This is a genomic window from Komagataeibacter oboediens (assembly GCF_018491655.1).
Lineage (GTDB): Bacteria > Pseudomonadota > Alphaproteobacteria > Acetobacterales > Acetobacteraceae > Komagataeibacter > Komagataeibacter oboediens.
In genome coordinates this window covers 1-20,737 of sequence record NZ_JABLUU010000007.1, presented here as the reverse complement: position 1 = coordinate 20,737, position 20,737 = coordinate 1, and the positions used below count along the sequence as shown (strand labels likewise).

At 60.7% G+C, this 20,737-nt stretch carries 30 protein-coding genes; 28 read left to right on the top strand and 2 right to left on the bottom strand.

All coding sequences use genetic code 11. The features are described from left to right. Positions 1–13 precede the first annotated feature (13 nt). The 28 genes from rplB (at position 14) to HNO79_RS07755 (ending at position 15,748) form a co-directional block, all read left to right on the top strand. On the top strand, positions 14–844 hold the full coding sequence (gene rplB, locus HNO79_RS07890; protein ID WP_010513082.1) for a 50S ribosomal protein L2: 831 nt from the start codon (positions 14–16) through the stop codon (positions 842–844). A 12-nt stretch (positions 845–856) separates the two neighbouring features. After that, positions 857–1,135 (top strand): 30S ribosomal protein S19, encoded by a 279-nt coding sequence (gene rpsS, locus HNO79_RS07885; RefSeq protein ID WP_007399623.1) that lies wholly within the window; start codon positions 857–859, stop codon positions 1,133–1,135. A gap of 2 nt (positions 1,136–1,137) precedes the next feature. Continuing rightward, entirely contained in the window at positions 1,138–1,539 is a 402-nt protein-coding gene (rplV, locus tag HNO79_RS07880) for a 50S ribosomal protein L22 (protein WP_007399624.1), read from the top strand. 3 nt (positions 1,540–1,542) lie between these two features. Further along, positions 1,543–2,220 carry a 30S ribosomal protein S3 gene (gene rpsC, locus HNO79_RS07875; protein ID WP_010506729.1) on the top strand — a complete coding sequence of 226 codons (678 nt, stop codon included), beginning with the start codon at positions 1,543–1,545 and terminating at the stop codon, positions 2,218–2,220. A gap of 53 nt (positions 2,221–2,273) precedes the next feature. Next, on the top strand, positions 2,274–2,690 hold the full coding sequence (gene rplP, locus HNO79_RS07870; RefSeq protein ID WP_007399626.1) for a 50S ribosomal protein L16: 417 nt from the start codon (positions 2,274–2,276) through the stop codon (positions 2,688–2,690). A gap of 1 nt (position 2,691) precedes the next feature. Beyond that, positions 2,692–2,928 carry a 50S ribosomal protein L29 gene (gene rpmC / locus HNO79_RS07865; protein WP_010513081.1) on the top strand — a complete coding sequence of 79 codons (237 nt, stop codon included), beginning with the start codon at positions 2,692–2,694 and terminating at the stop codon, positions 2,926–2,928. Between the two features lie 13 nt (positions 2,929–2,941). Next, positions 2,942–3,223 (top strand): 30S ribosomal protein S17, encoded by a 282-nt coding sequence (gene rpsQ, locus HNO79_RS07860; protein ID WP_214165176.1) that lies wholly within the window; start codon positions 2,942–2,944, stop codon positions 3,221–3,223. 15 nt (positions 3,224–3,238) lie between these two features. After that, a complete protein-coding gene (gene rplN, locus HNO79_RS07855; protein WP_007399629.1) occupies positions 3,239–3,607 on the top strand; it encodes a 50S ribosomal protein L14 in 369 nt (122 codons plus the stop codon). Next, positions 3,607–3,927, top strand: a complete 321-nt coding sequence (gene rplX / locus HNO79_RS07850; protein WP_010506725.1) for a 50S ribosomal protein L24 — start codon at positions 3,607–3,609, stop codon at positions 3,925–3,927. Before rplN ends, rplX begins: the two co-directional genes overlap by 1 nt. Positions 3,928–3,937: 10 nt before the next feature. Further along, positions 3,938–4,507 carry a 50S ribosomal protein L5 gene (rplE, locus tag HNO79_RS07845; protein WP_010513078.1) on the top strand — a complete coding sequence of 190 codons (570 nt, stop codon included), beginning with the start codon at positions 3,938–3,940 and terminating at the stop codon, positions 4,505–4,507. Positions 4,508–4,613: 106 nt separating this feature from the next. After that, entirely contained in the window at positions 4,614–4,919 is a 306-nt protein-coding gene (gene rpsN, locus HNO79_RS07840; protein WP_048856916.1) for a 30S ribosomal protein S14, read from the top strand. A gap of 12 nt (positions 4,920–4,931) precedes the next feature. Continuing rightward, a complete protein-coding gene (gene rpsH / locus HNO79_RS07835; RefSeq protein WP_010506719.1) occupies positions 4,932–5,330 on the top strand; it encodes a 30S ribosomal protein S8 in 399 nt (132 codons plus the stop codon). Positions 5,331–5,340: 10 nt separating this feature from the next. Further along, positions 5,341–5,874: a 50S ribosomal protein L6 gene (gene rplF, locus HNO79_RS07830; RefSeq protein WP_010513076.1), complete on the top strand. Its 534-nt coding sequence runs from the start codon at positions 5,341–5,343 to the stop codon at positions 5,872–5,874. Further along, positions 5,874–6,236, top strand: a complete 363-nt coding sequence (gene rplR, locus HNO79_RS07825; protein ID WP_025439063.1) for a 50S ribosomal protein L18 — start codon at positions 5,874–5,876, stop codon at positions 6,234–6,236. The genes rplF and rplR overlap by 1 nt, the downstream gene beginning before the upstream one ends. A gap of 17 nt (positions 6,237–6,253) precedes the next feature. Then, a complete protein-coding gene (gene rpsE, locus HNO79_RS07820) occupies positions 6,254–6,832 on the top strand; it encodes a 30S ribosomal protein S5 (protein ID WP_010513074.1) in 579 nt (192 codons plus the stop codon). Next, on the top strand, positions 6,825–7,013 hold the full coding sequence (rpmD, locus tag HNO79_RS07815; RefSeq protein WP_010506714.1) for a 50S ribosomal protein L30: 189 nt from the start codon (positions 6,825–6,827) through the stop codon (positions 7,011–7,013). The genes rpsE and rpmD overlap by 8 nt, the downstream gene beginning before the upstream one ends. Position 7,014: 1 nt before the next feature. After that, positions 7,015–7,503, top strand: coding sequence for a 50S ribosomal protein L15 (rplO, locus tag HNO79_RS07810; protein WP_214165177.1), 489 nt, complete (start codon positions 7,015–7,017; stop codon positions 7,501–7,503). A 158-nt stretch (positions 7,504–7,661) separates the two neighbouring features. After that, positions 7,662–9,011 (top strand): preprotein translocase subunit SecY, encoded by a 1,350-nt coding sequence (gene secY / locus HNO79_RS07805; protein WP_039732875.1) that lies wholly within the window; start codon positions 7,662–7,664, stop codon positions 9,009–9,011. Next, on the top strand, positions 9,008–9,667 hold the full coding sequence (locus HNO79_RS07800; RefSeq protein ID WP_214165178.1) for an adenylate kinase: 660 nt from the start codon (positions 9,008–9,010) through the stop codon (positions 9,665–9,667). The genes secY and HNO79_RS07800 overlap by 4 nt, the downstream gene beginning before the upstream one ends. A 233-nt stretch (positions 9,668–9,900) precedes the next feature. Continuing rightward, positions 9,901–10,278: a 30S ribosomal protein S13 gene (gene rpsM / locus HNO79_RS07795; protein ID WP_010513069.1), complete on the top strand. Its 378-nt coding sequence runs from the start codon at positions 9,901–9,903 to the stop codon at positions 10,276–10,278. A gap of 77 nt (positions 10,279–10,355) precedes the next feature. Next, positions 10,356–10,748, top strand: coding sequence for a 30S ribosomal protein S11 (rpsK, locus tag HNO79_RS07790; RefSeq protein ID WP_003621069.1), 393 nt, complete (start codon positions 10,356–10,358; stop codon positions 10,746–10,748). A gap of 121 nt (positions 10,749–10,869) precedes the next feature. Then, complete coding sequence (locus HNO79_RS07785) at positions 10,870–11,889, top strand: DNA-directed RNA polymerase subunit alpha (protein WP_007399646.1); 1,020 nt, start codon at positions 10,870–10,872, stop codon at positions 11,887–11,889. Positions 11,890–11,922: 33 nt separating this feature from the next. Then, positions 11,923–12,348, top strand: coding sequence for a 50S ribosomal protein L17 (gene rplQ, locus HNO79_RS07780; RefSeq protein ID WP_010513067.1), 426 nt, complete (start codon positions 11,923–11,925; stop codon positions 12,346–12,348). 170 nt (positions 12,349–12,518) lie between these two features. Beyond that, positions 12,519–13,562 (top strand): ABC transporter substrate-binding protein, encoded by a 1,044-nt coding sequence (locus tag HNO79_RS07775; protein WP_214165179.1) that lies wholly within the window; start codon positions 12,519–12,521, stop codon positions 13,560–13,562. Further along, positions 13,559–14,323, top strand: coding sequence for an ABC transporter permease (locus tag HNO79_RS07770; RefSeq protein ID WP_214165180.1), 765 nt, complete (start codon positions 13,559–13,561; stop codon positions 14,321–14,323). The genes HNO79_RS07775 and HNO79_RS07770 overlap by 4 nt, the downstream gene beginning before the upstream one ends. After that, a complete protein-coding gene (locus tag HNO79_RS07765; RefSeq protein WP_372380117.1) occupies positions 14,320–15,147 on the top strand; it encodes an ABC transporter ATP-binding protein in 828 nt (275 codons plus the stop codon). The genes HNO79_RS07770 and HNO79_RS07765 overlap by 4 nt, the downstream gene beginning before the upstream one ends. 102 nt (positions 15,148–15,249) lie before the next feature. Beyond that, the gene (locus HNO79_RS07760) at positions 15,250–15,507 is read left to right on the top strand and encodes a hypothetical protein (RefSeq protein ID WP_010513062.1); all 258 of its coding nucleotides are present in this window, start codon (positions 15,250–15,252) and stop codon (positions 15,505–15,507) included. Positions 15,508–15,568: 61 nt separating this feature from the next. Continuing rightward, positions 15,569–15,748, top strand: coding sequence for a DUF1328 domain-containing protein (locus HNO79_RS07755; RefSeq protein ID WP_010513061.1), 180 nt, complete (start codon positions 15,569–15,571; stop codon positions 15,746–15,748). 55 nt (positions 15,749–15,803) lie between these two features. Here the strand turns inward: HNO79_RS07755 and HNO79_RS07750 are convergent, their stop codons facing one another. Beyond that, positions 15,804–17,372 carry an efflux transporter outer membrane subunit gene (locus HNO79_RS07750; RefSeq protein WP_214165181.1) on the bottom strand — a complete coding sequence of 523 codons (1,569 nt, stop codon included), beginning with the start codon at positions 17,370–17,372 and terminating at the stop codon, positions 15,804–15,806. Between the two features lie 5 nt (positions 17,373–17,377). Then, positions 17,378–20,674 (bottom strand): efflux RND transporter permease subunit, encoded by a 3,297-nt coding sequence (locus tag HNO79_RS07745; RefSeq protein ID WP_048857229.1) that lies wholly within the window; start codon positions 20,672–20,674, stop codon positions 17,378–17,380. Positions 20,675–20,737 lie beyond the last annotated feature (63 nt).

The following is a 20,737-nucleotide window of genomic DNA, read 5'->3' as shown; positions in this document are numbered from 1 at the left end:
GGGGTGACAAGAAATGGCATTGAAGCACTTTAATCCAGTTACCCCCAGCCTGCGCGGAACGGTTCTGATCGACCGCAAGGAGCTGTGGAAAGGCAAGCCCGTCAAGGGCCTGACCGAGGGGAAGAACAAGAGCGGCGGCCGTAACAACCACGGTCGCACCACCTCGCGTTTTATCGGTGGCGGACACAAGCAGTCCTACCGCTATGTCGATTTCAAGCGTCGCAAGTTCGATGTGGTCGGCACGGTGGAACGTCTGGAATATGATCCCAACCGTACGGCCTTCATCGCTCTCATCAAGTATGAAGATGGCGAGCTGGCCTACATCATCGCACCGCAGCGCCTGAAGGCAGGTGACCAGGTCGTTGCTGGCGCCCGGGCTGACATCAAGCCGGGCAACGCAATGCCCCTGTCGGCGGTTCCGGTGGGAACGATCATCCACAACATCGAGCTCAAGGCCGGTGGTGGTGGCAAGATCGCCCGTTCTGCTGGCACCTACGCACAGCTGGTCGGCAAGGATGTGGGCTATGCCCAGATCAAGCTGCAGTCCGGTGAACTGCGTGTCGTCCGTGCGGAGTGCATGGCCACCATCGGTGCCGTGTCCAACCCGGACAACATGAACCAGCATCTGGGCAAGGCCGGCCGTAACCGCTGGCTGGGCCGTCGTCCGCATAACCGTGGTGTCGTCATGAACCCGGTTGATCACCCGCATGGTGGTGGTGAAGGGCGGACCTCGGGCGGTCGTCATCCGGTTACGCCATGGGGCAAGCCGACTAAGGGTTACAAGACCAGGGTCAACAAGCGTACGGACAGTCTGATTATCCGTCGCCGGAAGACCGGCAAGTAAGGGGCATTTAAGATGGCACGTTCCGTCTGGAAGGGCCCGTTCGTGGACGGGTATCTGCTGAACAAAGCCGATGCATCGCGCGCGTCGGGCCGTAACGAAGTGATCAAGATCTGGTCGCGTCGATCCACCATCCTGCCGCAGTTCGTCGGACTGACGTTCGGCGTCTATAACGGGCATAAATTCCTGCCGGTGCAGGTTTCCGAGAATATGGTGGGGCACAAGTTCGGTGAGTTTTCACCGACCCGTACCTTCACGGGTCATTCTTCGGACAAGAAAGCGAAGCGGGGCTGATCATGAGCAAGCCTAAGCATCCGCGCACGCTCGCGGAAACCGAGGCGCAGGCGCTGACGCGGAACATCCGCATCAGCCCGCGCAAGCTGAACCTTGTTGCGGGTCTGATCCGCAACAAGCCGGCCGCGCAGGCGATCGCCACCCTCACATTCTCCAAGCGTCGTATCGCCCAGCAGGTCAAGAAGACCCTGGAAAGTGCGATCGCCAACGCCGAGAACAACCATCAGCTGGACGTTGATCAGCTGGTTGTTGCCCGTGCAGAGGTGGGCAAGTCGATCGTGATGCGTCGTTTCCACGCACGTGGTCGTGGCCGTTCGGCCCGCATCGAGAAGTTCTTCAGCCACCTGACCATCGTCGTGGCGGAAAAGAAGCCCGAAGCTGAAACCGAAAAGAAGGCGGCCTGATCCATGGGACATAAAGTTAATCCGATCGGGCTGCGGCTCGGTATTAACCGGACATGGGACAGCCGCTGGTATGCTGATGCCGACTATGCGCGTCTGCTGCATGATGACCTGAAGCTGCGGTCCTACCTGCGTCGCAAGCTGTCGGGCGCCGGCGTGTCCCGCGTGGTGATCGAACGCCCGGCCAAGAAGCCGCGCGTGACCATCTATGCGGCACGCCCGGGTGTGGTGATTGGCAAGAAGGGCCAGGACATCGATGTGCTGCGCAAGGATCTTGCCCGTATGGCCAAGACCGATGTCGCGCTGAATATCGTCGAGATCCGCAAGCCGGAAATCGATGCGACCCTGGTGGCCGAAAACATTGCCCAGCAGCTGGAACGTCGTGTTGCCTTCCGTCGCGCCATGAAGCGCGCCGTGCAGTCCGCCATGCGTCTTGGTGCGCAGGGGATCCGGATCAACTGCTCGGGACGTCTGGGCGGCGCGGAAATCGCACGCGTTGAATGGTATCGTGAAGGCCGCGTGCCGCTGCATACGCTGCGTGCGGACATTGATTATGGTGTGGCGACCGCCAAGACGACCTATGGCACCTGTGGTGTGAAGGTCTGGATCTTCAAGGGTGAGATTCTTGCCCATGATCCGCTGGCGCAGGACCGTCGCGCCGCCGAACAGGCCCCGCAGCGCTAATTGCGGGGTCCAATGGACCTAGATGCGCCAGGCGGCGCGTGAGGATTTAGAAAATGCTTTCTCCCAAGCGGACAAAGTACCGCAAGGCCCACAAGGGGCGTATTCATGGGTTGGCCAAGGGTGGCACAACCCTGAATTTTGGGGCTTTTGGCCTGAAGGCGCTGCAGCCTGAACGGATCACTGCCCGCCAGATTGAGGCTGCCCGTCGTGCCATTACCCGCGCCATGAAACGTGCCGGTCGTGTCTGGATTCGGATTTTCCCTGATCTTCCGGTCTCGACAAAGCCCGCAGAAGTGCGTATGGGGTCCGGCAAGGGGTCGCCCGAATATTGGGTGGCTCGTGTGAAGCCGGGTCGAATCCTGTTCGAGATCGAAGGCGTGCCGCCGGAAGTCGCGCGTGAAGCGCTGGCTCTTGGCGCGGCAAAGCTGCCGATCAAGACGAAGTTCGTGACCCGTATCGGAGAGGCGTGAGATGGCAAAGGCAACAAAGCCGGCCGATCTGCGTGCCAAGACTGTTGAAGAACTGGATACGCTTCTCATCGATCTGAAGCGCGAGCAGTTCAATCTTCGGTTTCAGCACGCGACCGGTCAGACCGAGGGGCAGTCCCGCATGCGCGAGGTTCGTCGTGAAATCGCGCGTGTGAAGACTGTTGCAACCGAGGTTGTGAAGAAGAGTTCCGCTGGCCACGCGCCGGCAGTAAAGTCCTGAAGGGAGACGGGCGATGCCAAGGCGCGTCCTGACCGGACGGGTAACCAGCGACAAGATGGACAAGACCGTAACGGTTCTTGTCGATCGTCGCGTTATCCATCCGTTGTATAAGAAGTTCATTCGTCGCTCGAAAAAGTATGCGGCGCATGACGGCTTGAATGAATGCAAGGTGGGCGACACGGTACGCATTGAAGAATGCAAGCCGATTTCCCGCCGCAAGACCTGGACTGTCGTTGTCCGGAATGGTCAGCCACTTGCGGCTGCCACCGGTGCCACGTCTGGTACGCAGGCGTAAAGAAGGGCATAGACCATGATCCATCCCGAGACCAACCTTGACGTGGCCGACAATTCCGGCGCCCGTCAGGTGCAGTGCATCAAGGTGCTGGGCGGTTCCAAGCGGAAGACTGCCTCGGTCGGCGACGTGATTGTCGTGTCCGTCAAGGAGGCCATTCCCCGCGGTAAGGTCAAGAAGGGCGATGTGCACCAGGCGGTGATCGTTCGCACCTCTTACCCCGTGCGTCGCGCCGATGGCAGCGCCATCCGCTTCGACCGCAATGCGGCCGTGCTGATCAACAAGCAGCAGGAGCCGATTGGTACCCGTATCTTTGGCCCGGTCGTACGCGAACTGCGTGCGCGCAAGTTCATGAAGATCATCTCGCTGGCACCGGAGGTGCTGTAATGGCTGCTCGTATCAAGAAGGGTGACCAGGTTCTGGTCACCACCGGTGGTTCCAAGGGAACCCGTGGCGAGGTTGTTACAGTCCTGCCCGCAGCCAACAAGGCTGTCGTGCGCGGCGTGGCGATTGCAAAGCGTCATACCCGTCCTTCCCGCATGGGTGAGCAGGGTGGCATTGTCCAGAAGGAAATGCCGGTTCACCTGTCCAACCTGAAGCTGATCGATCCCAAGAGCGGTGACCCGACGAAGGTCGGTTTCCGCGTTCTGGAAGATGGTCGCAAGGTTCGTGTCGCCAAGGCGACCGGCGAAGTTATCGAAGGCTGAGGAGGCGGGTATGTCTGAAGTGAACGAAGCCCGCCCTGTGCCGCGCATGCAGAAGCGCTACCAGGAAGAGCTGCGCGCGAAGCTGCGTGAGCAGTTCGGGTACAAGAACGAGATGCAGGTTCCGCGTCTTGAGAAGATTGTCCTGAACATGGGCGTGGGCGAAGCTGCCGGTGACCAGAAGAAGCTGGATGCCGCCGTCAAGGAAATGACCCTGATCGCAGGTCAGAAGCCGGTCAAGACCGTGGCCAAGAAGGCCATCGCCGGTTTCAAGATCCGTGAAGGGCTGCCGATCGGGTGCAAGGTGACGCTGCGTCGTGCGCAGATGTTCGAGTTCCTGGATCGTTTCGTGACGATCGCCCTGCCGCGCGTGCGTGATTTCCGCGGGCTGCCGGCGAACAAGGGTTTCGACGGGCGTGGCAACTTTGCGATGGGCCTGAAGGAACAGATTGTCTTCCCGGAAATCGAATACGACAAAGTCGACGAAATCCGTGGCATGGACATCATCTTCGTGACCACCGCGAAGACGGATGCGGAAGCAAAGGCTCTGCTCAAGGCGTTTGATCTGCCCTTCGCTGCATAAAAATGTAGCGAAAGGGCTTCCGTCTGAAGTCCAGAAGACCTAATACACACGTTGTTTGGAAAACCGTTGGGACTGGCCCAACAGGTTCCGGAGGGTAAAACAAGGCATGGCCAAAATTTCCGCCGTTAACCGGAATGCCAAGCGCGAGCGCATGGCAAACCGGGACCGGGCTAAGCGGACTGCATTGAAGAACATCATCATGGACCGGTCTCTGCCGGTTGAAGATCGATTTGATGCATCGCTCAAGCTTGCTGAACTTCCTCGCAATGGTTCGCGCGTTCGCGTGCGTCTGCGCTGTAAGCTGACGGGACGTCCCCGCGCCAATTACAGAAAGTTCGAACTCTGCCGTATCGCCCTGCGTGACCTGGCCTCCAATGGTCAGATCCCGGGCATGGTCAAATCGAGCTGGTAAGGGCAGGGAACGATGTCACTTTCTGATCCTTTGGGTGATCTGCTCACCCGGATCCGCAATGCGCAGCGTGCACGGCATGCTGCATGCGTGGCGCCGGCTTCCAAGCTGCGCGCCAGTGTTCTCGAGGCCCTGCGCCGCGAGGGATATATCCGTGGTTTCTCCCGCGAGGAACTGCGTAAAGGTGTGGCCCAGCTGCGCATCGAGCTGAAGTACCTCGATGGTGAGCCGGTCATTAAAGAAATCCACCGTGTGTCCAAGCCGGGGCGCCGCGTCTATTCCAAGATCAAGGAACTGCCGCGTGTGTATGCCGGGCTGGGCGTGTCGATCCTGTCGACGCCGCGCGGTGTTCTGTCCGATGCGGAGGCCCGCGCTGCCAATGTTGGCGGTGAAGTCCTCTGTCGTGTATTCTAAGGAGGGATAAATGTCGCGAGTGGGCAAATATCCCGTCGAATTACCGTCGGGCGTTCAGGTTTCCATTGCTGACGGTGTGCTGACGGCAAAAGGCAAGCTGGGTGAACTCAAGCTGCCGCTGTCCAGCCACGTTTCGGTTGATGTTGCGGATGGCAAGGTTGCCGTCAAGCCGGTCGACACCCAGGCACAGGCCCGCATGATGTGGGGAACAACCCGTTCTCTGATCGCGGGTATGGTCAAGGGTGTGTCCGAAGGATTTTCCAAGACGCTGGAAATCTCCGGGACAGGTTATCGTGCCGCGGTGCAGGGTAAGAACCTGGTCATGAACCTTGGTTATTCGCATGACATCGTCTATGCGATTCCCGAAGGGATCAAGATCACGACCCCGCGTCCTACAGCGGTCACGGTCGAAGGCATTGACAAGCAGCGCGTTGGTCAGGTCGCACTGGACATCCGCAGCTTCCGCAAGCCCGAGCCCTACAAGGGCAAGGGTGTCCGTTATGAAACGGAAACCATCCGTCGCAAGGAAGGTAAGAAGAAATAATGAGCACGCAGAAGGATCTGCGGGAACGGCGGCGTCAGCGCCTGCGTTTCCAGCTTCGCCGCAAGAGCGGTGGCCGTCCGCGTCTGTCGGTGTTCCGTTCGGGCAAGAACATCTACGCGCAGGTGATCGACGATGCTGCTGGCCGGACCCTCGCCGCAGCGTCAAGCCTGGACAAGGACCTGCGTACGACCCTCAAGGGTGGTACGGACGTCAAGGCAGCGGGCGCAGTCGGCAAGCTTCTGGCGGAGCGTGCGGTGGCTGCAGGTGTGTCGAAGGTCGTTTTCGACCGCGGCGCGTATCTCTATCATGGGCGTATCAAGGCCCTGGCGGAGGCTGCCCGTGAGGGCGGTCTCTCGTTCTGACGAAAGGGTCACGCATAATGGCACGTGAACCGAGAGAAGGCGGCCGGGGTGGTCGCGATCGCGACCGCGAAGGCGATGATCTGGTCGACAAGCTGGTCACGATCAACCGTGTTGCGAAGGTGGTAAAGGGCGGTCGTCGCTTTGCATTCGCAGCCCTGGTTGTTGTTGGTGACCAGAAGGGTCGTGTTGGGTTCGGTGCGGGCAAGGCCCGTGAAGTTCCCGAGGCGATCCGCAAGGCGACCGATCGCGCCAAGCGGACCATGATCCGCGTTCCGATGAAGGAAGGCCGTACGCTGCATCACGATGTGGCCGGTCACTTTGGTGCGGGTAAGGTTGTTCTGCGCTCCGCTGATGCGGGCACGGGCATCATTGCCGGTGGTCCGATGCGCGCAGTGTTTGAAAGCCTGGGCATCAATGACGTGGTGGCGAAGTCCCTCGGGACCCGGAACCCGCATAACATGGTGAAGGCAACGTTTGCCGCGCTGGAGCGTTGCGCCAGCCCGCGTTCGGTTGCCAACCGCCGTGGCAAGAAGGTTTCGGACATTCTGGGGCGCCGTGAGGCTGCGGTAACGACGGAGGCCACGGCCGATGTCTGATACCAAGGCAAAAGTGCGCGTCACCCAGGTGCATTCCGGGAACGGACAGAAGCCGGGTCAGCAGGCTACGCTAATTGGCCTCGGCCTGAACAAGATTGGTCGTACGCGTGAATTGGAGGACACTCCTTCGGTTCGCGGTATGATCCGCAAGGTGTCCCACCTGATCAAGGTGGAGGATTGAGATGAACCTGAACGAACTTCGTGACAACGAAGGCGCGCGCTATACCAAGAAGCGTCTTGGTCGCGGCATCGGCTCTGGCAAGGGCAAGACGTCGGGCAAGGGTGTGAAGGGTCAGAAGGCGCGTTCCGGTGTGTCCCTGAACGGTTTTGAAGGCGGCCAGCTGCCGATCTATCGCCGGCTGCCCAAGCGTGGATTCAAGAACATCTTCCGCAAGGAATATGCGATCGTGAATCTGGGCGTGCTGGACAAGGCGATCGCGGCAGGCAAGGTCGATGCCAACGCTGTCGTGACGGAAGAAACCCTGACCAAGGCTGGTCTGGTTGGTTCCGGTCGTTTCGCCGGTATCCGCCTTCTGGCGGACGGTGAACTGAAGCATGCCGTCACCATTGAAGTGTCGGGTGCTTCGGCTGGTGCCGTCGCCGCTGTCGAAAAGGCAGGCGGAAAGGTGCAGGTCAAGGCGCAGAAGCAGCAGGCTCCTGCCGCGGAATGACCGGTCCCGGGAGCAGGCACGTTCTGTACCCGGAGCATAATAAAAGCGATGCTGCTTGCACTCGGCGGGCGCATCGCTTTATTACTTTTTGCGGTTTTTTTTATCATGACAGCGTCCCGCTTCCAGCGGTGGCGCTGTTCTTGTGAAAGGATGGGCGCATGGCCTCCGCGGCCGAACAGTTGGCTGCCAATCTGAATTTCAATTCCTTTGCCAATGCAACGGAGCTGAAAAAGCGTATCTGGTTCACGCTGGGTGCGTTGATCGTATATCGGATTGGCACCTATATCCCCGTTCCTGGCGTCGATGCGACGGTGATGGGGCAGCTTCTGGCCCGGCATCAGGGCGGGATTCTGGGCATGTTCGATATGTTTACCGGTGGTGCGCTGGGGCGTATGACCGTGTTTGCACTGAACATCATGCCCTATATCAGTGCCTCGATCATCGTACAGCTCATGTCGGCAGCGATTCCTTCCCTAGAGGCCCTCAAGAAGGAAGGGGAAGGCGGACGGCGCAAGCTGAACGAATATACCCGTTACCTGACGGTGGTGATTGCGCTGTTCCAGGCTTATGGAATCGCCATCGGGCTGGAGAACATGCATACCGAGGCCGGATCTGCGGTCGTCTCTCCCGGTCTTTTCTTCATCGTGTCATGTGTGCTGACCCTTGTAGGCGGGACCATGTTCCTGATGTGGCTGGGTGAGCAGATCACGTCGCGGGGGGTCGGGAACGGTATCTCGCTGATCATCTTTGCCGGTATCGTGGCGAACCTGCCCAATGCACTGGCGAGCCTGTTCCAGCTTGGCTACACGGGCGCGCTTTCGCCGTTCTTTGTGCTGGTCTTCCTGGTGCTGGCAGCCGTGACGATCGCCTTCATCGTGTTCATGGAACTGGCGCAGCGACGTGTGGTGATCCAGTACCCGAAGCGACAGGTCGGACAGCGCATGTTCGGGGGCGATTCGACCCACATGCCGCTGAAGGTAAATACGGCGGGGTCGATTCCGCCCATTTTCGCGTCATCCGTGTTGCTGATTCCCGTTACGATTGCCGGATTCGTAAACAATAGTTCCATGCCGGGCTGGCTTTCCTTCCTGGGACAGGAACTGGGGCAGGGACAGCCGTTATACATGCTGTTCTATGCCGCGATGATTGTCTTCTTCTCCTATTTCTATGCGGCGGTTACCTTCAACCCTCAGGAAACGGCGGAGAACCTGCGCAAGCAGGGTGGCTTTGTGCCGGGTATCCGTCCTGGTGCGAATACCGCAGCCTTCTTTGACCGGATCCTGACGCGCATCACGACCATTGGCGCGCTCTATCTTGTCGCGGTCTGCCTGTTGCCGCAGATCCTGATCAGCCATTACAACGTGCCTTTCTATTTTGGCGGCACGAGTCTGATCATTATCGTGACGGTGACGATCGATACGGTGACGCAGGTGCAGTCGCATCTGGTTGCGCACCAGTATCAGGGACTTATGCGCCGGGGACGGGGCAGAAAGGGCAGAATGCGGTGAATATTATCTTTCTTGGTCCGCCGGGTGCCGGTAAGGGCACCCAGTCAAAGCGGCTGGAAGAACGGTATGGAATCGCCCAGATCTCGACGGGTGACATGCTGCGTGCGGAAGTCGCGGCCGGAAGCCCGCTGGGGCAGAAGGTCAAGACCATCATGGCAGAAGGCAGGCTTGTGCCGGATGACCTGATCATTGCCATGATCGAAAACCGCATCCGCCAGCCTGACTGTGCGAAGGGGTTCATCCTGGATGGCTTCCCGCGCACGCGGGCACAGGCAGAGGCGCTGGACCAGATGCTGACGCGCAGTGGCCAGCATATCGACGCCGTGCTGCTGCTGGATGTTGATGAGAACGCCCTGGCGGACCGTATTGCGGGACGTTACACCTGCGCCAAGTGCGGCGCGGGATATAACGATCTGTTCAAGAAGCCGAAGGTGGCAGGCACATGTGATGTCTGTGGCGGACATGAGTTCATTCGCCGGGAAGATGACCGGCGGGACACCGTGGCCGCGCGCCTGAAGGCCTACCGTGAACAGACCGCACCGATCCTGCCGTATTACGAGGAAAAGAAGCGGCTGTACCGTGTTGACGGGATGGCGGACATCGATGCAGTGACCAAGGAAGTCTTCGCTGTTATCGATCGTATCACGAAGAAGTGATGCAAAATAATTGACTCGCATGGGGGCAGCAGTATATTGCGCGCCCTCAAGGTATGAGCGTCGTATGAGTCGGCCATGATGGCACGGCTCGTATGGCCGGAATGAATGATGATGGGGTTGGCCGGTTTCGAAACCGGTATGTTCACGGCGCTCCTGCCAATCGGGCAGGTGGTGTGAAGCAGCCCTGCCTGATAGTTAGTGCCCTGAAGCAGGGCGGACGAGGAGTAAGTGGCGTGGCACGTATTGCCGGCGTGAACATCCCAACCAACAAACGGGTCACCATTGGCCTGCGTTATATCTATGGTATCGGGGCTACCAAGGCCCAGGCGATCTGCGACCAGCTGGCAATCCCGGCTGAGCGGCGCGTGAACGAGCTGTCTGATGACGAGATCGGCAAGATCCGTGAACTGATCGACAGCAAGTATCGCGTGGAAGGTGATCTGCGCCGCGAAGTGGCGATGAACATCAAGCGTCTGATGGATCTTGGCTGCTACCGTGGTCTGCGTCACCGGCGTGGGCTGCCTGTCCATGGTCAGCGGACTCATACCAACGCCCGTACCCGTAAGGGTAAGGCCGTGGCTATTGCGGGCAAGAAGAAGGCAACCCGCTAATCAGCGGATTGCCCGGTATGTAAGCATGGTGGCCGCCCGCCCCATGCGCCGTTTGAACTGACAGGATCGAGAAAACTATGGCGAAAGCTGCGGCTCCGCGTATTCGCAAGAAAGAGCGGAAAAACATCATTTCCGGTGTGGCGCATGTGCTGTCCACCTTCAACAACACCATGATCACCATTTCGGATGCGCAGGGCAATGCAATTGCCTGGTCGTCCGCAGGTGCCCAGGGCTTCAAGGGATCGCGCAAGTCCACGCCGTATGCGGCGCAGGTTGCTGCCGAAGACGCGGGCCGCAAGGCGCGTGAACACGGCATGGAAACGCTGGAAATCGAGGTTTCCGGTCCGGGGTCGGGGCGTGAAAGCGCACTGCGTGCCCTGCAGGCAGTCGGTTTCTCGATCACGGCCATCCGTGACATGACGCCGGTTCCGCACAACGGCTGCCGTCCGCGCAAGCGTCGTCGCGTCTGAACCGCATTCTGCTTAGTCGTATTCCCCCGCATGCGGGGGAAGATTGTCATTCCGGTGCCCCCATGCGGGGTACCATCTGTTACCGGACCTGGTGGCAGAACAGTCTTGAAAGGCCATTACCTTGGTCCTCCAGAAAAACTGGCAATCCCTGATCAAGCCGGAAAAGCTGGAAGTCGAACCGGGGGCGGAACCTTCACGTATTGCGACCGTCGTGGCCGAACCGCTGGAACGCGGTTTCGGCATGACGCTGGGCAATGCGATCCGTCGGGTTCTGCTGTCGTCCCTGCAGGGGGCTGCGGTTACGGCAATCCAGATTGACGGCGTGCTGCATGAATTCTCGTCGGTGGCGGGTGTTCGTGAAGACGTGACCGACATCGTCCTCAACATCAAGCAGCTCGCACTGCGGATGCATGGTGAGGGACCCAAGCGCATGGTGCTGACGGCCACGGGGCCGGGCGAAGTGCGTGCCGGACAGATCCAGACCGGTCATGATATCGAAGTCATGAACCCCGATCTGGTAATCTGCACCCTGGACGAAGGGGTGAAGTTCGGGATGGAATTCACCGTGAACATGGGCAAGGGCTATGTCCCCGCGGCGGCAAACCGCCCGGAAGACGCGCCGATTGGCCTGATCCCGGTTGATGCCATCTACTCGCCCGTGCGGCGCGTGTCCTACAAGGTGGAGCAGACCCGCGTGGGTCAGGTCACCGATTACGACCGCCTGCTGCTGACGGTCGAGACAAATGGCGCCGTAACGCCGGAAGATGCCGTGGCGCTTGCCGCGCGTATCCTTCAGGATCAGCTTCAGCTGTTCATCAACTTCGATGAACCGCGCACCGTGCGTACGGAAGAGCCGCAGGATGACCTGCCGTTCAACCGTAACCTGCTGCGCAAGGTTGACGAACTGGAACTGTCGGTCCGTAGCGCGAACTGCCTGAAGAACGACAACATCGTCTATATCGGTGATCTGGTTCAGAAGACCGAGCAGGAGATGCTGCGCACCCCGAATTTCGGCCGCAAGTCGCTCAACGAGATCAAGGAAGTCCTGACCGCCATGGGGCTTTCACTGGGTATGAATGTCCCGGCCTGGCCGCCGGAAAATATCGAAGATCTGGCGAAGAGGCTCGACGAGCCGTTCTGATCCTCCGAACCGGATAAAACAGGAAATTACATCATGCGTCACGGTGTTGCCGGCCGTAAGCTCGGCGTTACCTCGTCCCATCGACTGGCCATGTTTCGCAACATGGCTGTCGCCCTGATCAAGCACGAACAGATCACCACCACGCTGCCCAAGGCGAAAGAGCTGCGCCCGGTTGTGGAAAAGCTGATCACCCTTGGCAAGCGTGGCAACCTGCACGCCCGCCGTCAGGCTTTCGCCCAGCTGCGTGACGACAAGATCGTGTCCAAGCTGTTCGACACGGTGGCTGACCGTTACAAGGCGCGTCAGGGTGGTTACACCCGCGTGCTGCGTGCCGGCATGCGCCACGGTGATGCGGCCGATATGGCTGTGATCGAACTGGTTGATCGCGATGTGTCGGCAAAGGGCAAGGACAGTGGTCCGCGCCCCGAAGCCAACCAGGAAGATCACCTGGCAGCCTGAGGGACTTCGGTTCCTGCGTGAAAAAGCCCGGCCTCTGGCCGGGTTTTTTTATGTCGCCATGGAATCCAACATTTTTTCATCGTTATATAGATATTCAATCGCGATTATGTATATTTCGATATCACATTGATACGCAGGATCGGGCCTGCGCAGTAGACAGGGCTTCAGCCATGACAGGATCAGTTTTGGGGCGTGCCATACGCCGTGGGCTTTATGCCGTGACCGCCATGATCGGTCTGTGCGGCAGTGTTCACGCGGCAACGGTGCGCGTGGGGTATATTCCGGTCATTGGTTCGGCGCCGCTGTTTGTCATGCAGGGCAAGAACTGGGCGCGGGATGCTGGGATCGACATGCAACTGGTCCGCTTCCAGTCCGGCCCACAGGCCATTCAGGCACTGGTATCGGGCAAGATTGATGCCTATGTGGCGGGCGTGCTGCCCCTGCTGCAGGCCCGGGCGCATGGTGCGGATGTGAAGGTTGTCGCGAGTGCGGCAACGGAGGAACTGGAAGTAGTCTCCCGCGGGGCGCTAGCCGCCGACCTGCCGGAACAGCCCGTTGCCCTGACACCCGATGCACTGCGTCAGCATTTTGCGGATTTCGCCACGAAGGCAGGCCATAAGCCCAAGATCGCGGCCCAGCCGCTCGGGTCCGTGCCCGATACGTTGCTGCGCTACTGGCTCAAGGCCCGGAACGGGCTGGAACCTGCCGATGTGGCGGATATTGTCGGCATTGATATCGATGCCGCCCAGCAGGCGTTTCTGGCAGGCGCGGTGGATGGCGCCATCCTGCGTGAACCGGCGCTGACCATTATCCGCCATCGTATGCCCGGCATGCGGGTGCTGGCGTCGGGGCATGACCTCATGCCGGGCCAGCCGGGTTCCGTGCTGGCAATCGTCAACGAGGATGCGCCAGACCGTGCGGCGTGGAAGACCGCGTTCCTGACCAGCTTCGTCAAGGCGACGCACCTGCTGGCCACGGATCCGGAACAGGCGGAACCCTATGTGCAGCAGGCGCTGGGCGGTGGCATGCTGCCCAGAGACATCATCATTGAGGCACTGAAGGTTTCGGCCTCCAATTACGTATCCGATCCCGCCAGCATCGTGGATGCGGTCGGCAAGCTGCAGGATTTTGAGGTGCAGAGTGGCCTGCTGCACAAGGCGGAACCCGTGGCCGCGCTGTTTGACCTCGAGAGTTACCGGCAGATTGCCCAATGACGCTGACCCGTTCCGTCTGGATGCGCCCGCTGCTGGGCGCGGTGGGCCTTGTCGTGCTGTTTGGGGGATGGGAAGCGGTAATCCGGCTGGGCTGGGTGCCATCCGGGCTGGTGCCCGCGCCGAGCAGTCTTGGCCCGGCATGGCTGGGGGAAGTGCGTAGCGGCGCATGGGTTCAGGCCATTCGCGACAGCCTGACCCATTACCTGATGGGGCTGGTCATCGGTTCGTTGCTGGGCACGCTCATCGGCCTGTTATGCGGGACAGTGTTCCTGCTGGACGGACTGCTGTCCGGTGTCGTGCGGGTATTGCGGCCCATACCGGGTCTGGCATGGGTGCCATTCGCCATCCTGTGGTTCGGGCTGGATACCGCCGGGGCCACCTTCGTGATCGCCATTTCGGTTTTCTGGATCAATTTCTATGCTGCGTACGGGGCCGTGCAGGCCATCGACCCGGACCTGTATGAAGTCGCCGCCTCCTTTGGTCATGGCGGGTTCTGGGCGCGGCTGCGCACGGTTGTCATTCCGGCCTCGGCCCCCGGTGTGCTGGCGGGGCTGCGCACGGGGCTGGGGCAGGCATGGATGTCGGTTGTCGCGGCCGAACTGTTTGGCGTGCCGGGAATTGGCGCGCGGATGATGCAGGCGTCCAGCCTGCTGGCGACCGACCTTGTGGTGGTCTACATGCTGACCATGGCGCTGCTCTATGCCCTGACTGACACGGTCTTCATGGCGGTGCGCAGGCGGCTGCTGGGGTGGCAGGGATGAACGCGGTGGTTATGGATAATATCACGACAGCCGCGGTCCCGGGTGATGTGGTGGTCAGGCTGGAAAATATCGGCCTGTCACATGACCATGGGCGCAGCTTCATCCTCCGACATGTGAATCTGGACATCAGGCGGGGTGAATTCGTCGCGGTGCTGGGGCCATCGGGTGTTGGCAAATCCACGTTGCTGCGCGTCATCATGGGGCTGATACGCCCCAGCGAGGGCACGGTCAGCCTCCATCCGTCCCCGACGGCGGCCCATCGTCCGGCGGCCATGGTGTTTCAGGATGCCAAGCTCATGCCGTGGCGCAGTGTGCGGCGGAATGTGGAACTGGGGCTGGAGGGGCTGGGCCTGACACGGCTGCAGCGGCGGGAACGGGCCATGGCGGCGCTGGATCTCGTCGGGCTTGCGGACATGGCGGAGCGGTGGCCACGCCAGCTTTCGGGTGGACAGCGCCAGCGCGTGGGGGTGGCGCGGGCACTGACGGTCGAACCGGACCTGCTGCTGATGGACGAACCATTCGGCGCGCTGGACGCCATTACGCGCAGTGCCCTGCAGGACGAACTGCTGCGGATCCATGCCCGGCGGCAGGGGACCGTACTGTTCGTGACCCATGATCTGGACGAAGCCCTGATCCTTGCGGACCGGATCATCATTCTGGAGGGGCATCCGGCCGGGCTGCGGGGTGATTTCACCGTTGGGCCACGCCCACGCGATCATACCGCCCCGGCAATGCGTGCCATGGCCGAGCGCATGCGCCGGCTGATTGCGGGTGAGGATGATCCGGGCGCGGATGCGGCCTATTGGCAGGCATCGGAGATATGATAAGTCTGCACCAACGGGTCTGTTGCCTGCAGGCATGAAGGCATAGGGCAGTGGGGGACGGGCTTTCGCGTCTCCCCTATGGCAAGCAAGGGAATACGGAACATGACAAATCCCCCCAATTTTGAAGCGCATCTGGAAGAAGGTATTGGCCGGCTTCAGGATGGTCTGGATGGCTTTGTCGGGGATGCCGGCACCCCGCTATCCGCGCGCCTGCAGGGCGCAAGCGGCGTAGCCCAGCGGGGCATGGGCGAAATTCTGGATACCGTGCGTGACGTGACGGCGGATCGCCCGCTGTTTGCGCTGGTGGGGGCGTCCGTGCTGGGTTTTCTGGCAAGCGTCTTCCTGCGGCGCCGGGGCTGAAGGCAACATATATGGTGCTGCCGCGTTGGGGCAGCATGACTGATTTGCAGGGAAAAATGCCATGCTGAAACTGGCGCTGTTTTTTTTGATTGTATCACTGGTCGCCGGGCTGTTTGGCTTCAGTGGCATTTCCGCCGTTTCGGCAGGAATGGCAAAAATACTGTTCTTTGTTGCCATTCTGGCATTTGTGATTGTGGTTCTGATCGTGCTCCTCTCGGCCAGATCGCTTTTCAACCAGTAACCCGCTACCCATAAAAAGGCCCCTGTCACCATTGGTGCAGGGGCTTTTTTCTGTCCTATTTGTTGGTGTCCTTCTGAATGAAGGACGGCAGCAGGGGGTTGTCCTTCTGCAACGAGTTTTTCGATGGCAGGCGTGACGCATCCCATCCGCCGCCCAGCGCCTGCACCAGGCTGACACTGTCCACCATGCGCTGCTGCTGGATCCCCAGCAGGGTTTCGGCATCGCTCAGGGCCGAGTTCTCGTTGGTGATCACGGTCGTATAGATTTCCGTTCCAGCCCGGTACTGGTTCAGCGAGACTTCGACCGTGCGGTTGGCAAAATCCAGCGCCTTCTGCTGCTGCACGGACTGCTGGGCCAGGATGCGTAGGTTGGACAGCTGATCTTCCGTGTTCTGCAATGCCGTCAATACGGTCTGGCGGTAGGTGGCGACAGCATTGTCGTACTGGGCATTGGCTTCATGCACGGCGGCAGTGCGCGACCCGCCTTCAAACAGGATTTCGGTTGCGGATGCCCCCAGTGACCAGACGCGGTTCATTGCTGACATGAGGGAGGTTACCGGGTCGCCGCCGCTCTGTTCATAGCTGGCGTTGATGGTGATGTCCGGATAGAACGCGGCCATGTCCGCGCCAATCATGGCGTTGTACTGCTCCATCGTGCGCTCGGCCGCGGCAATGTCGGGGCGGCGCTGCAACAGGTCGGCCGGCACCGAGACCGGAATGGGCGGCACCGTGCGCGAAAGCGGCGCCGGGGCGATGGTGACATCGGCGGGCGGCTTGCCAATCAGCACGGCAATCGCATGTTCGTACTGTGCGCGGTTGATCCCCGCCTGTATCAGTGATGCACGGTTCTGTTCCAGCGTCGTGCGCGCCTGAAGGACGGCGGTGGGATCGGCTGTGCCGGCGTCAAACTGGTTCTGGGTGATCCGTAGTGCCTGTTCGTTGAAATTGACATAACGCTGCAGCAGGTCCGTCAGGCTGTCCTGGTAGCGCATGTTGAAATAGGCCGTCGCCAGCTGTGCCTGATACGACAGCGTGGCATTGGCCAGGTCGGCGGCACTGGCCTGCGCCGCAGTCACCTGTTCCTGCACCTGCCGCCGGATCTTGCCCCATATGTCCAGATCCCAGCTGGCGCTGGGACCGATGTCATACGTGTTGTAGGTCGAACCCGCCTTTGCATAGTTGCTGCCTGACGAGGACAGCGAACCCGCGCCATGTCCGTCACGGTCAAAGCCCAGGCTGCCGCTTATGGTCGGGAAAAGCTGCGCGCGCACGCTGTCGATCAGGGCGCGGGCGTTACGGTAACTGGCTTCGTATTCCTTGATGTTCTGGTTGGAAATCGCAACCTGCGATTCCAGACCGTTCAGGACGGGATCGTTATAGATGGTCCACCAGTCATGCTTGGGCAGTTCCGCCAGCTTCGGGTTGGCCATTTCCCATCCCGGTTCGGGGCGCAGTTCCTTGAAACGGGGGGAAACGATGGCGGCAGGACGGTGGTATTTCGGCCCGACCATGCATCCCGCCAACGCCAGAAGCGGCAGGGCCGCCAGTGCAAGGCGCGCGGAACGGCGGGCGGTGGAAGATGGACGGATGGCGGCGCGGGCGGGGGATGGCGGGAAAGGTGTCATCCGGATCAGGAATCCTGCTGGTGGGAAAGACGATGGCGTCGGGACAGCCGTCCATACAGCCGGTTGAATTGCGTGCGGCAGGCTACCCCCAGATGGTCGAGATAGAGATAGACAACCGGTGTTGTGTAAAGGGTAAGCGCCTGGCTGACGATCAGCCCGCCCACAATCGCAATGCCTAGCGGGCGGCGCAGTTCGGAACCGTAGCCGTGGCCGAATATCAGGGGCAGCGCGCCCAGGGCGGCGGCAAAGGTGGTCATCATGATCGGGCGGAAGCGCAGCAGGCAGGCGGTACGGATCGCCTCCAGCGCGGTATGGCCTTCGTCACGTTCGGCGGTGATGGCGAAATCCACCAGCATGATGGCGTTTTTCTTGACGATGCCGATCAGCAGGATCACCCCGATCATGGCGATCAGGGAAAATGCCTCACCAAAAAACTGCAGCGCCAGCAGCGCCCCCACCCCGGCCGAAGGCAGGGTGGACAGGATGGTAAGGGGATGCACGTAGCTTTCGTACAGGATGCCCAGCGTCATGTACACCGCGGCAAGGGCCGCAAGGATCAGCAGCGGTTCATTGTTGACCGATTTCTGGAACTGCGCCGCGTTGCCGGCAAAATTGCCCTGAATATTGGCGGGCATGTGCAGGCGCACGGTCTCTTCATTGATGATCTGCACCGCCTGGCTCAGCGGGACACCATTGCTCAGGTTGAACGAAACCGTGGTGGACACCGACTGGCCGTCATGATTGATGCTCAGCGCTGTCTTGGTGGGTTTCAGCACGGAAACCAGCGTCAGCGGCACCATGGATTCCGAACTGGTGGAAACGGCGGACCCGGTGGAGGTGCTGTTCCCGCCCGCCAGCGTATTGGCGATCTGGTTGCGGAAGGACTGTTCGCTCAGCTGCGATTGCGTGGTGCCCGTATCGGTCTTGACCCGGATGGTGTTGGACTGCGTACCGCCCCCTGCCGTGCCGCCGGCAACACTGACCCACACCTGCTTGAGTGTCGTGGGGTCCTGCCAGAAACGCGGCTCGACTTCCATGACCACGCGGTACTGGTTGAGGGAATTGTAGATGACCGAGGCCGAACGCTGCCCATAGGCGTCATACAGCGTATTGGACACAAGCTGTGGCGTGATGTTCAGGCGGCTTGCGGTATCACGGTCGATCTGCACATCCAGCGCCGAGCCGCCCTGCAGCACGTCCGATGAAATGTCGGACAGTTCGGGATGTTTCTGCAGCGCGGTGACCAGCAGCGGCGTCCATTTGTACAGATCTTTCGAGGAATCGGAGTGAAGCGAATACTGGTAGGCCGCATTGCTCTGCCGTCCGCCAATGCGCAACTGCCCGGGCGCGGACATATAGAAGGTCGCCCCCGTCATGTTGCGCAGCCGGCGCGTAATGCGGGCAATGGTCTGCGCGGGCGTATCGTTGCGTAACGACTTGTCCTTCAGGGTCACGAACATGTTGGCCTGGTTGGAACTGCCGCGCCCCCCCATGAAGCCCATGACATGGACGACATCCCGATCCGCAAGGACGGCCTGCTGCGTGGTGGCGATCTTGCCCTGCATGGCCTGGAACGAAATGGACTGGTCGCCCATCAGGTGGCCCATCAACATGCCGGTGTCTGATTCGGGAAACAGGCTCTTGGGCATCTTGATGAACAGGCCGACCATGATGGCAATGGTCACGGGCAGGGACAGGATGGTGATCCGGCGGTGCGTGATCGCCCATTCCAGCGAACGGGCATATCCCTGCTGGGTTGCATTGATGCCGGTTTCCAGCCACATGCCGATGCGCCCGAACACACCGGTGGACCGGGGCACTTCATGCTGGCGCAGCAGGTGGGCCGTCATCATGGGGGTCAGCGACAGCGACAGCCCCATGGAGACGACAATGGTGATCGACATCGTCATGGCGAATTCATGGAACAGCCGCCCCGCCACACCACTGAGCAGCAGGATGGGCAGGAATACCGCAATCAGCGATACCGTGATGGACATGACCGTGAACGCCACCTCGCGCGTGCCCAGCAGGGTGGCCTGCAGGCGGTCCATGCCCGCTTCCATGTGACGACTGATGTTTTCCACCACCACGATGGCGTCATCCACCACGAAGCCGGTGGAAATGGTCAGCGCCATCAGCGAAAGATTGTCGATCGAATATCCCAGCAGCCGCATGACGCCAAAGGTGGTGATGATGGATGTCGGCACCACAATGGCGGGAATGATGGTAATGCGGGGCGAACGCAGGAACAGCAGCACCACCAGCACCACAAGGCAGACCGACAGCACCAGCGTGAACTGTGTATCGGCCAGCGCCGCGCGGATGGTGGTGGACCGGTCCATGAATTTGCCAAGGTCCACATCCGCCGGCAGGGCCTCGCGCAGCATCGGCAGCTTGGCGCGGATCTGGTCATTGGTGTTGATGATGTTGGCCCCCGCCTGCGCGAAGATGATGGCCAGCACCCCGGCTTTGCCATCCACGTACCCGGCGTTGCGCAGGTCCTCCACGCCATCATGGACATAGGCCACGTCTTCCAGCCGGACGGGACGGCTGTCGTGATAGGCCACGATCAGGTCGCGGTAGGCCTGCGCGTTATGCGCCTGGTCATTGGTCGCCAGCACGAAACGGTGGTCGCCCTGGTCAATGAAGCCCTTGGGCGTATGGGCGTTGGCCGATGCAAGGGCCGCGCGGATATCCTCAAACCCGATACCGAATTTGTACAGCGCCAGCGGGTTCATTTCCACCCGGACGGCCGGCAGTGAACTGCCCCCGATCTCAACCTGGCCCACGCCCTGTATCTGCGACAGGTGCTGCTGCAGCACGTTGGAGGCAAGGTCATACAGTTGCGGCGCAGTGCGCGTGCGTGATGTCAGCGCAAGGATCATGACCGGCGCGCCGTTTGGGTTCGCCTTGGAATAGCTTGGGTTCTGCCGCAGGGATGATGGCAGGTCCGCATGCGCCGCCTGCAGCGCGGCCTCTACATCACGGGCTGCGCCATTGATGTCGCGGTCAAGCGAGAACTGCAGTGTGATCCGCGCCTGATTGGCCGATGACTGCGATGTCATTTCCGTCAGGTCCGCGATCGCGCCCAGATGCCGCTCAAGCGGGGCCGCGACGGAGCTGGCGATTTCCTCTGGCGAGCCACCGGCCTGCTGCGCCTGCACCTGAATGACCGGGAAATCGACATTGGGCATGTCCGCCACCGGCAGCGTCAGGTACCCGATCACCCCCCCGATGATCAGGGCCACTGTCAGCAGGATGGTGGCGACCGGCCTGCGGACAAAGATGGACAGGGGGGTCACGTTGAAGCCTGCGGTCCGGGCAGACCGTCATTGCCGCCATTATCCACACTGCGGAACCGCCGT